The organism is Chryseobacterium sp. 2P, from assembly GCF_059579425.1.
In genome coordinates this window covers 2,174,317-2,186,115 of the sequence record NZ_CM184194.1, presented here as the reverse complement: position 1 = coordinate 2,186,115, position 11,799 = coordinate 2,174,317, and the positions used below count along the sequence as shown (strand labels likewise).

Sequence of the window (11,799 nt, the reverse complement as noted above, 5' to 3'; positions counted from 1 at the left end):
AACAAGGAGATTTAATTATTAAGAATTCAGCTTTTAAGATATACAAAGGCGTAAAATTGATCAAAGTAATACCATTTTTGTCTTTTTTACATAAACGAAGTGCCTTTGTTTAGCTTACAAACTTTCAATAAGTAAAAAAATCTCTTGTTTTTCTTTGCGATAAATTAATATAATGCGATAAATCAATTAATTAAATTTATTTCTTATCCTGAAATGAGGTTAAATAGTAAACGAATGTTCATACTATTTGTCATGCTGAAAGCATCTAAATAACGTATTCAATGCTTCGTTGAAATCCTTTTCACGATGACAAACTTTGTAAATATTTTTGAATAAATTACTGAAAAGTTCCGGCGAAATCATTTTTAATAAAAAACAGCAACCAAAATACTCTGATTGCTGCTTTACTTATATGTAGAAAAAATTAAGCCTCAATAAATTCCAGAAGATCCTTATTAATCGTCTGATGTTCAGTAGTCGGCATTCCGTGAGGGAATCCCGGATAAGTAATCAGCTTACCGTTTTTCAATAATTTAGCAGATTTTATAGCGGAATTTTCAATGGGCACAATCTGGTCGTCTTCACCGTGCAGCAACAATACCGGAATATCTACAGCTTTCAGGTCTTCTGTAAAATCTGTCTCAGAAAAAGCTTTGATTCCGTCATAATGAGCTACAATTCCTCCCATCATTCCCTGTCTCCACCAGTTGGTCTGTACACCTTGCTTCACTACGGCACCTTCTCTGTTGTAACCGTAGAAAGGAACCGTTAAATCCATAAAAAACTGATTTCTGTTATTTAAAGTCTGATCTCTGATGTTGTCAAAAACCTCCATCGGAACGCCATCCGGATTGTTTTCGCTTTTTACCATTACCGGAGGAACTGCGCTTATCAATACTGCTTTTTTTGCTCTTCCGTTGGCATATTTGTTTACATAACGGATCACTTCACCGCCACCGGTAGAATGTCCGATATGCACAACATCTTTCAGATCAAGAAATTCTACCAATTCTGCCGCATCAGAAGCATACTGCTCAATCGTATGATTATAAATATTCTGGCTGGAACGTCCGTGACCTCTTCTGTCGTGAGCAATTACTCTGTAACCTCTCTGTAAAAAGAAAATAACCTGCGCATCCCAATCATCAGATGATAAAGGCCATCCATGGTGAAACATCAATACTGGTCCTTCTCCCTGATCTTTGTAAAAAATTTCTGTTCCGTCTTTTAATTTTAATGTACTCATTGCTTTATTGTTTAATTGTTATTAAATTTTAAATAAGCTTATTATTATCTTATTTTTCTAAAGCAAATGTAGTCGTAAATTAAATGGATAATCTTGATCTATGGTAAAAATTAAAAAATATTTAATAATTAATATAAAATATTGAATTTTAATTAATGATGAATTTAGAAATCATAAAAAATAAAAGCCCCAAAAATAATTTGAGGCTGTATATTTTAGTTTCAGATCCGTAGATCCGGCTGTAGATTATTTAGCTGGTTTTTTAGGACTCATCATCATAATCATTCTTTTTCCTTCAAGCTTAGGAAGCTGGTCTACTTTTCCAACGTGCTCCAATTCCTGAGCAAGCTTTAAAAGTAAGATTTCTCCCTGGTCTTTAAAGATAATCGAACGTCCTTTAAAAAATACGTAGGTCTTTAATTTTGAACCTTCTTCAAGGAATTTCTCAGCATGCTTCTTTTTGAATTCGTAATCGTGCTCATCTGTCTGAGGTCCAAAACGGATTTCTTTCACAACTACTTTTACCTGCTTAGCTTTTAATTCCTTCTGCTTTTTCTTTTGCTCGTATAAGAACTTTTTATAGTCCAGAATCCTTGCAATAAACGGTTCAGCCTTATCGGAGATTACTACAAGATCCAATTCCTGCTCCTGCGCAATCTGTCTTGCCTTATCAGTAGGATAAACTCCCGGCTCTACGTTATCGCCCACCAAACGAAGCTCTCTCACACGAATTTTATCGTTGATCAAGTGTGCGTCCTCCTGTACCGGACGTCTCTGTGGGCCCCTGTTGTTAAATCTTTGTGCTATTGTATTATAATTTTATTGGTTAACTTCTATTTTTTACACATCATTCTGAACAAAAATAATTTTCAGTTATTCAGAATGATATTCTTTAAGATTTAAGCGTTAAACTCAAATCCTGTTTTTGACTGTTCTTTAAAATAAGAAACGAAATCTTCAATCTTCATTACTCCTAGATCGCCTTCACTACGTCTTCTTACAGAAATTGTGCCATCCTTTTCCTCATTTTCTCCCAGTACAATCATGAATGGAATCTTCTTTAATTCGGCATCGCGGATCTTTTTACCCGTCTTTTCGTTTCTGTCGTCAATTAATCCGCTAATATCGTGATTTTCCAGTAATTGAGAAACTTTTTTAGCATAATCTACGTATTTTTCACTGATCGGAAGAATGATGAACTGATCAGGAGCCAGCCACAATGGGAAATCTCCCGCTGTATTCTCGATAAGAATCGCAATGAATCTTTCCATAGAACCAAACGGCGCTCTGTGAATCATTACCGGTCTGTGCTTTTCGCCATCGCTTCCTGTATACCAAAGATCAAATCTTTCCGGTAAGTTATAATCCACCTGAATCGTTCCAAGCTGCCATTTTCTGCCTAAAGCATCTTTCACCATGAAATCCAGTTTAGGACCGTAGAATGCAGCTTCACCATATTCAGTTACTGTATTCAGTCCTTTTTCCGTTGCCGCTGTTACGATTGCATTTTCTGCTTTCTCCCAGTTTTCATCGGTTCCGATGTATTTTTCTTTATTTTCAGGATCTCTCAAAGAAATCTGAGCGGTAAAATCAGCAAAGCCTAATGAACCGAAAACATAAAGAACCAAATCAATCGTTTTCTTAAATTCTTCCATCAACTGATCCGGAGTACAGAACAAATGCGCATCATCCTGAGTAAATCCGCGAACTCTCGTTAAACCGTGAAGCTCACCACTTTGCTCATATCTGTAAACGGTACCAAATTCTGCATATCTTTTAGGCAAATCTCTGTAGCTCCATTGTGAAGTTTTGTAAATTTCACAGTGATGCGGACAGTTCATCGGTTTCAGCATGAATTCTTCTCCCTCATTCGGAGTTTTAATCGGCTGAAAGCTGTCTGCTCCGTATTTATCCCAGTGACCGGAAGTTACATACAATTCCTTCGCACCGATATGCGGAGAAATTACAAATTCGTAACCTGCTTTTTTCTGAGCTTCAGAAAGGAAATTCTCTAATTTTTTTCTTAAAGCAGCTCCTTTTGGCAGCCACAAAGGCAATCCCTGACCTACTTTTTCAGAGAAAGCGAAAATTCCAAGTTCTTTACCCAGTTTTCTGTGGTCTCTTTTTTTAGCCTCTTCTAAAAGCTCAAGATATTCTGTTAAATCTTTCTGTTTCGGGAAAGAAATACCGTAAACTCTCGTTAACTGAGGATTTTTTTCGTTTCCTCTCCAGTATGCTCCGGCAGCATTTAAAATCTTCATTGCCTTTACAATACTTGTGTTCGGAATGTGCCCTCCACGACAAAGATCTGTAAAGTTATCATGCGTCACGAAAGTGATTTCTCCATCATTAAGATTAGAAATAAGTTCCACTTTATAAGGATTGTCTGCATACACTTTTAAAGCTTCTTCTTTAGAAACCGGATATAAAGAGAATGTAGATCCTTTTTTAGCATTTTCTAAAACCTTCTTTTCGATCTTTTCGAAATCTTTATCAGATAAACTTTCGTCTCCGAAATCTACATCATAGTAGAATCCTTTTTCGATGGCAGGACCGATCGTTAACTTAGCATTAGGATAAAATTCAAGGATTGCCTGCGCCAAAAGGTGGGCAGAAGAATGCCAGAAAGCCTTCTTTCCAAGATCATCATTCCAGGTTAGCAATTGTACCGTAGCATCCGTGGTTATAGGTGTAGTCGTCTCTACTTGTTTGTCGTTTACAACTGCGGAAATGGTATTTCTAGCCAATCCCTCGCTTATAGATTTTGCCACATCTAGCGGAGTAACTCCCGCCTCGAATTCTCTGACACTATTGTCTGGAAGTGTAATTTTTATCATTGTTTACTAAGAAATTTTAAGATGCAAAAATACGGATTTTTTATTTAAAATACTACTTTCACGCATTTTTGAGACGAGATTTAATACGAAAAATCTCAGAATACCGTCATAAATAATTAACGTTTAACCAACGGTCTAATTATGAATAGGTTAAATTAAGACTGATGTTTTCTTTTGTACCGTACTTTTTCTTTAATAATCTCAATTACATCCACATTTCTCACTTTAGACTGTACCCAGCCGTGAATATCTATGTACAGCAAAGACCTTCTGTAGTATTCATTTTCAGAAAAAAGAGTTAATTTTTCATCAAATTTTTTGAAAGATTCCAATTGTTTGTCTGGTGTTATATTATTCAGGTTTTTGAAAAAATGAATGCTTTCAAAATGAAATTCATCCGGTTTTTTCATCTTTTTGGTGAATTTTAAAGTTGCTTTTATAAATTCGTCATAATCTTCATCGTTTCCGGATTCGTGTTTCGCCATCAGGATCAAAATTCGGGTGTGGAACAGTAAATCTTCCTGAACATTTCCTTTGGATTCGATCACTTTTAATGAATAATGGATGGATTCCTCAAATTTTTTGCTTCCAAAAAACATCGCTGCCATTTTTAAATAAAGAATCATGAAATGATGCTCATCAATTTTATCACGGAGCTTTTCCATTTTCAGCTCGATTTCAGGAATCAATTTCGAGCCGGAAAAGAATTCACCTTTCACAAAGTGAATGTTCATTAAAGTATTGTAATGCGTCAGAAAAATAAGCGATTGCAGATTTTCATTTTGAGCAAAACTTGAAGAATGAACAATTTCATTGAAATCTTTAAAACTTTCCTCAAGAATATCAATATTTCCGTAAAGGAATAAGATTTTCAGCAGGTAGGTATTTCCTTTAATGTACCAAACGGGATGACTCACGATCATTTCAGGATTTTTGTGAAATAAATCCACCCATTGAAAAGCATATTTCAACGTATATTTATATTCCTGAAGCAATTGATTTTTCCAGACGTGCGCTTTAAAATACCACAATTTCTCCGTAAAATTCAGCTTTTTAAAGTTAATTTTCTGAATCTGCGCATTGAATATCTGCATGATTTCGGCACGGTCTTCATCGTTTTTTACATAACCTTTTGTCAGCATTTCACTGTACAGTTTCAGCGAAAGATTGGATAATTCCGTCGCATAATGATTCTGTTTGCTGATTTCTGTAGACTGCCTGATCAGTTCATCGGCTCTACCTTCAATACTCCGGGTTATGAACTGGGATTCAATTACTTTTTCCAGATCGATAATTTCCGAAGCAATACTTTTTTCATCCAATTCCAACGCAGTCTGTTTTGCTTTATCTAAAATTTTTAAAGCCTGTTTATACAAGCCTTTCTGATAAAGAATATTCGCAAAATCCAATTGTTCACGCAGTTGAATTCTGTAATTCTGATGACTCGGGTTCATTCGTAAACTCACCAGAATCTGCTTGTAAAGATGCGCTTTCAGGTTCGATAACTGTTGTTTTGTCGAAATTTTTTTGTTGATGATGATATGTTCATCGTATTCCTTCATCTTATCCAGTTCTGAAAAAAGAAGAAGAAATTTGGCATCCGCGTTAATTCCGAGACGATTTACATACAAGGTGAATTGCCTTTTTTCTGAAGTTGTCAGTGATTTGATGAGTACGAATAAAAAATCTTTATGCAATTCTGCCATTGTAAATTTTTAAAATTTAAAATAATGATAATCAAATAATTGAAATTAAAATACAATATTTTGAGTATTGTATTTTTTATAAAAAATGAAACTGAATAAACGTTTCATCTTTCTAGTTTTGAATCAAAATTAAGTAAAAACTTCATTATGAAATCCGAAAAAGTCGAAATTTTTGATACAACGCTGCGTGATGGAGAGCAGGTTCCCGGCTGTAAATTAAATACCGAGCAAAAATTAATTATAGCCGAAAAACTGGATGAACTGGGAGTGGATGTTATTGAAGCCGGTTTCCCGATTTCCAGTCCCGGAGATTTTCATTCGGTTTCGGAGATTTCAAAATTAGTGAAAAATGCGAAAGTCTGCGGATTAACGAGAGCCAATCAAAAAGATATTGATACCGCAGCCGAAGCATTAAAATACGCCAAAAGACCGAGAATTCATACCGGAATCGGAACTTCGGATTCTCATATCAGATTTAAATTCAATTCAAACAGGGAAGATATTGTTGAAAGAGCGGTTCAGGCGGTAAAATATGCCAAATCGTATGTGGAAGATGTAGAATTTTATGCGGAAGACGCAGGAAGAACTGACAATGATTATCTGTCAAAAGTTTGCGAAGAAGTGATAAAGGCAGGGGCAACCGTGCTTAATATTCCGGATACAACGGGATATTGTCTTCCTGAAGAGTACGGTGCAAAAATAAAATACCTGAAAGAAAATGTAAAAGGTATTGATCGCGTGATCTTATCCTGTCACTGCCACAACGATCTGGGAATGGCAACCGCTAATTCTATTGCAGGAGTCATCAACGGAGCAAGACAGATAGAATGCACCATCAACGGATTGGGGGAAAGAGCCGGAAATACGGCACTGGAAGAAGTGGTGATGATTTTAAAACAGCATCCATATTTAGAATTATATACTGACGTTCAGTCCAAAATGCTCAATCCTATGAGTGTTTTGGTTTCTGAATTGATGGGAATGCCGGTACAGCCGAATAAAGCGATTGTGGGAGCGAATGCTTTTGCGCACAGTTCCGGAATTCATCAGGACGGAGTTATTAAAAACAGGGAAACTTACGAGATCATTGATCCTGCAGAAGTGGGTGTGAATGCTTCTACCATTGTTTTAACCGCAAGAAGCGGACGTTCTGCATTGGCATACAGATTTAAACATATTGGTTTTGAAGTTACTAAAAATGAATTGGATTTTCTGTATCAGGAGTTTTTGAAAATTGCTGACGGTAAAAAAGAAGTCAATAATGACGATTTAAGTTCAATGATCGAAAAAGTGACAAGAAAAATAGGGTAACAGAATTGATTCTTCATTACATAAATTAAAATGAACACAAAAAAGACATTGTTTGATAAAGTCTGGGACGCACACGTTGTAGAGACGATTCCGGACGGACCTCAGATTATTTATATTGATAAACATCTCATCCACGAAGTAACCAGTCCACAGGCTTTTGCGGAACTGGAAGCGAGAAATCTGGAAGTTTTCAGACCGAAACAGATTGTAGCGACTGCGGATCATAATGTTCCGACTCTGGATCAGGATCAGCCGATTCGCGATGCATCCTCCAGAAATCAGGTGGAGCAGTTAACGGAAAACTGTAAGAAAAACAACATCGAATTGTATGGTTTAGGACATCAGTATCAGGGAATTGTTCACATCATTGCTCCGGAATTAGGTGTTACACAGCCCGGAATGAGCATCGTTTGCGGAGACAGCCATACTTCTACGCACGGCGCATTCGGCTCTATTGCTTTCGGAATAGGAACAAGTCAGGTGGCACAGGTTTTTGCGAGCCAGTGTTTACTGCTGAACAAGCCCAAATCGATGAGAATTATCGTAAATGGTGAGTTAAATAAAAATGTTCAGCCCAAAGATGTGATTTTGTACATTATTTCAAAAGTGGGAACTGACGGCGGAACAGGTTATTTCTGCGAATATGCCGGAAATGTCTTCGAAGAAATGTCGATGGAAGGCAGAATGACGGTTTGTAATATGAGCATCGAAATGGGCGCCCGCGGAGGAATGATTGCTCCCGATGAAACAACTTTTGAGTACGTAAGAGGAAGAACTTTCGCACCAAAAGGCGAGGAATGGGAAGAAAAACTGGAATACTGGAAAACTTTGAAAACCGATGAAGGAGCAGTTTTTGATGCTGAATTTTCTTTCGATGCTTCGGAAATTTATCCGATGGTAACGTATGGAACTAATCCGGGAATGGGAATTTCCATCAGTCAGAATATCCCGAATCCTCAGAACGAATCTGAAGAGAAGGCTTTAAAATATATGGGTTTGAAAGCGGGACAGGCTCTTTCTGATATTAAAGTGAATTATGTCTTCATCGGAAGCTGTACGAATGCGAGAATTGAAGATTTCCGATCTGCGGCAAATTATGTTAAAGGAAAAAGGAAGTCGGATCACGTTCATGCGTGGCTTGTTCCGGGTTCTCAACAGGTTGCGAAACAGATTTTTGAAGAAGGTTTAGATGCGGTTTTTAATGAAGCGGGTTTCCAGATCAGACAGCCGGGATGTTCGGCGTGTTTAGCGATGAATGATGATAAAATTCCGGAAGGGGAATATTGTGTTTCTACTTCGAACAGAAATTTTGAGGGAAGACAGGGACAAGGTGCGAGAACGATTCTGGCAAGTCCATTGACGGCCGCAAAAGTTGCTGTGGAAGGAAGAATTTCCGTCTTTGAAAACTGATGAAGATGAATCTACTTAAAACTTGTCTAAATTTTTTACCACAAAAGACGCAAAAGATTTAAACACTTTAGTTTTTTTAAGCTTAATACTTAAATGGAAAAAAGAGCACATAAGTTTAAAAGTGAATTGTCAATAGTGAATAGTGAATTTTAGAAATTGACTGTTGACTCACAAAGTGAAATTAACCATTCACTTTTTTAGCCCCGATAGAAACGGTTACCCCGCAGCAAGCGAAGGCAAAAGTAAGGGAGCGAGGAGTATGAGTGGATAGCGGGAAATAGCTCCTGAAAAAGAAAAAAACAATAATTAAAACTATTTTGGCTCAAAAAAAATGCAAAAATTAGTCATTATACAATCCAGAGCAATTCCTTTGCCTGTAGAAAATATAGATACGGACCAGATTATTCCGGCGAGATTTTTAAAGAGTATTGATAAAAAAGGTTTTGGCAAAAATCTTTTCAGAGACTGGAGATACGATGTTCATACGAATGAACCTAATCCTGATTTTGTCCTGAATAACGCAAAATACAGCGGTGAAATTCTGGTTGCCGGAAACAATTTCGGTTGTGGAAGCAGTCGGGAACACGCCGCATGGTCTTTAACGGATTATGGCTTTAAGGTGGTTGTTTCAAGTTTTTTTGCGGATATTTTTAAGGGCAATGCTTTAAACAACGGATTATTGCCTGTAAAAGTTTCTGAGGAATTTTTGAAAGAAATTTTAAAGGAAATTACTGAAAATCCTGAAAAAGAAATTTTGGTAGATGTTGAAAAACAAACCATTACCTTTAATGATAAAACGGAAGGTTTTGAAATAGATTCTTATAAAAAAATATGTCTGCTGAATGGGTATGATGATATTGATTTTTTAATCAGCAGAAAACAGGCGATTGAACAATTCGAACTAAAAACACAAAAAGTGTATGAAAACTAATTTTAAAATTGCAGTGCTTCCGGGAGACGGAATCGGGCCGGAAGTGGTTGCAGAAAGTATTAAAATTTTAGATTCCATTGCGGAAGCATTCCAGTATCAGTTTGATTTTAAATACGGATTGATGGGAGCGGAAGCGATTTATAAGACTGGAAATCCTTTGCCGGATGAAACACTGGAGATCTGCAAAGCGTCTGATGCGGTGCTTTTCGGGGCGATCGGAGATCCTTCTTTCGATAATAATCCGGATGCCAAAGTACGTCCGGAACAGGGGTTGCTAAAACTTCGTAAAGAATTGGGGCTTTTTGCAAATATCCGACCTTTGAAGACGTATGCTTCTTTAATTGAAAAAAGTCCTTTGAAAAGGGAAATTATTGAAGGAACGGATATCCAGATTTTCAGGGAACTGGTGAGCGGAATTTATTTTGGCGAAAAATTTACGGATGAAGAGGCGGGTTATGCGTATGATATCTGTAAATACAACCGTGATGAAATCGCACCTATTGTTCACATGGCTTTTCAGGAGGCTCAGAAAAGAAGAAAAAAGTTAACTTTAATTGATAAAGCGAACGTTTTGGATACTTCGAGATTATGGAGAAAGGTCTGCAAAGAAATTGCGGCAAACTATCCCGATGTAGAACTTGATTTTATGTTTGTGGACAACGCGGCAATGCAGTTAATTTTAAACCCTAAACATTTTGATGTGATTGTTACTGAAAATATGTTCGGAGATATTATTTCGGATGAAGCGAGTGTAATCGGCGGTTCTATCGGTTTGCTTCCTTCGGCTTCCATTGGAAATGAAAATGCTTTGTTTGAGCCTATTCACGGTTCTTATCCGCAGGCAAAAGGAAAAGGAATTGCGAATCCTGTTGCTTCCATTTTAAGTACCGCAATGATGCTCGATTATTTAAAGCTTGAGCAGGCAGCAGAAAAATTGAGACAATCTGTAGAATATGCTATTGAAAATAAATATGTTACGGTGGATCTGAATTCTGAGCAGCCTTATTCCACCAGCGAAGTGGGAAGTTTTATCGCAGATTATATTAAATATTCCGAGAAATCGTATTACAATTTTGAAAATGTGAAGCTCGGAAAATCAACTATTGTTTAAAAAATATTAATTGTCTGCAATTAATCATAACCTCAGTTCGGGATAGGAAATAAATTTAAAAATTGATTTATAGTATTATATCAATTTATCGCAAAGAAAAACAAAAGATTTTTTTTATTTATTGAAAGTTTGCAAGCTAAACAAAGGCACTTCGTTTATTTAAAAAAGACAAAAATGGTATTACTTCAATAAGTTTTACGCCTTTGTATATCTTAAAAGCACTTAGTATTTAAAATAACCTTGCGGACTTTGTGTTAAAATTATGATTAATAATAGATAATCATTGAAAAATATGTCAGTTTTGCTTCCGTAAGTCAACAGCCAAATAGTTACGGTAGTTGACAAGCGGAGCAGATTGACCGTTGTAGTTCATATTACATATTTGACTTTTATTTGTGTTTTTTTCTAAAAAAGGTTCCGCTCATTGAGCAGAACCTTTTTATTTTTCGTCTGTATTATCCGTTTTTCCGGATTTGTTGTTTTGAGAAGATTTCTGAATGTCTTCTTTATCCACGTCCGACGGATTTGTTTTTTCTGATGAAGCAGGAATGTCTGGAAAATCCTGATTTTGCTTTTTGGTTTCCGCAGAATTTGCAGATTCCTGTTTTTCTTTTTCTTCTGAATGCATAGCTTTTAAATTTTATAGTCCTAAAATGCCCAGCTTTCCGGTCTGGTCCTCTATGGTGTAATTCAAAGCCTTTGCCAAAACAAAAATATTATTAAGATTTTCCATTAGCTGTTGTCTTCCTTCCGTTCTCAGCTTGTTCTGATCGATGGATTTTACAGCGGTATCTTTTGCTTTCTGCGTTACGTTTTTAATGTCTTTTTCGGAAATTCTGTTGAAAAAAGAATCGTCCATCGACTGAATTTCCACATTTGGCGAAATTCTGATTTCCGCATCGGGCAGTTCGGTAATCACTAACTTTTTATTGATCGAATCTACCTCCATTTTCATCTTGTTAAGATCATAAGAAACCTGTGCGTTCGTTTTGGTATAGGTAATGATGCTGTTGCTGGAAACTTCTTTGCCTAAAAATTCATAGCCCATTTTGGTTTTCTGAATGGAAGAAGTATTCTGCTCAAGCACGACCATTTTGTTCATTTTCGAAATCTGATTGGTCAGAATATAATAATCTGATTTCTCAGTTTTTTCACTAAGATTAAAGCATGACTTTAAACTGAAAAACAAAACCGTTACCAGTGCAGCCCCCGCCAAAAACGATATTAAAACTTTACTATTTCTCAAA

10 protein-coding genes are annotated in these 11,799 nt (G+C 36.4%); 4 read left to right on the top strand and 6 right to left on the bottom strand.

Annotated elements, in window-relative coordinates; translation table 11 throughout:
* Positions 1-424 precede the first annotated feature (424 nt).
* The 4 genes from AC52CF_RS09995 to AC52CF_RS09980 form a co-directional block, all read right to left on the bottom strand.
* Entirely contained in the window at positions 425-1,246 is an 822-nt protein-coding gene (locus AC52CF_RS09995) for an alpha/beta fold hydrolase (RefSeq protein ID WP_116099998.1), read from the bottom strand.
* 246 nt (positions 1,247-1,492) lie between these two features.
* Positions 1,493-1,993 (bottom strand): translation initiation factor IF-3, encoded by a 501-nt coding sequence (infC, locus tag AC52CF_RS09990; RefSeq protein WP_175608770.1) that lies wholly within the window; start codon positions 1,991-1,993, stop codon positions 1,493-1,495.
* Between the two features lie 152 nt (positions 1,994-2,145).
* A complete protein-coding gene (gene thrS, locus AC52CF_RS09985) occupies positions 2,146-4,083 on the bottom strand; it encodes a threonine--tRNA ligase (protein ID WP_496518134.1) in 1,938 nt (645 codons plus the stop codon).
* A gap of 155 nt (positions 4,084-4,238) precedes the next feature.
* The gene (locus AC52CF_RS09980; protein ID WP_496518133.1) at positions 4,239-5,789 is read right to left on the bottom strand and encodes a hypothetical protein; all 1,551 of its coding nucleotides are present in this window, start codon (positions 5,787-5,789) and stop codon (positions 4,239-4,241) included.
* A 147-nt stretch (positions 5,790-5,936) separates the two neighbouring features.
* Here AC52CF_RS09980 and AC52CF_RS09975 point away from each other — a divergent pair, with 147 nt between their 5' ends.
* The 4 genes from AC52CF_RS09975 (at position 5,937) to leuB (ending at position 10,552) form a co-directional block, all read left to right on the top strand.
* Positions 5,937-7,100 carry a 2-isopropylmalate synthase gene (locus tag AC52CF_RS09975; protein WP_496518132.1) on the top strand — a complete coding sequence of 388 codons (1,164 nt, stop codon included), beginning with the start codon at positions 5,937-5,939 and terminating at the stop codon, positions 7,098-7,100.
* A 30-nt stretch (positions 7,101-7,130) separates the two neighbouring features.
* Positions 7,131-8,510: a 3-isopropylmalate dehydratase large subunit gene (leuC, locus tag AC52CF_RS09970; RefSeq protein WP_496518131.1), complete on the top strand. Its 1,380-nt coding sequence runs from the start codon at positions 7,131-7,133 to the stop codon at positions 8,508-8,510.
* Between the two features lie 331 nt (positions 8,511-8,841).
* On the top strand, positions 8,842-9,441 hold the full coding sequence (gene leuD, locus AC52CF_RS09965; protein ID WP_496518130.1) for a 3-isopropylmalate dehydratase small subunit: 600 nt from the start codon (positions 8,842-8,844) through the stop codon (positions 9,439-9,441).
* Positions 9,431-10,552 (top strand): 3-isopropylmalate dehydrogenase, encoded by a 1,122-nt coding sequence (leuB, locus tag AC52CF_RS09960; RefSeq protein ID WP_496518129.1) that lies wholly within the window; start codon positions 9,431-9,433, stop codon positions 10,550-10,552. Before leuD ends, leuB begins: the two co-directional genes overlap by 11 nt.
* A gap of 439 nt (positions 10,553-10,991) precedes the next feature.
* Here the strand turns inward: leuB and AC52CF_RS09955 are convergent, their stop codons facing one another.
* Positions 10,992-11,180 carry a hypothetical protein gene (locus tag AC52CF_RS09955; RefSeq protein ID WP_496518128.1) on the bottom strand — a complete coding sequence of 63 codons (189 nt, stop codon included), beginning with the start codon at positions 11,178-11,180 and terminating at the stop codon, positions 10,992-10,994.
* A 12-nt stretch (positions 11,181-11,192) separates the two neighbouring features.
* Positions 11,193-11,798 (bottom strand): DUF4230 domain-containing protein, encoded by a 606-nt coding sequence (locus AC52CF_RS09950; protein WP_496518127.1) that lies wholly within the window; start codon positions 11,796-11,798, stop codon positions 11,193-11,195.
* Position 11,799 lies beyond the last annotated feature (1 nt).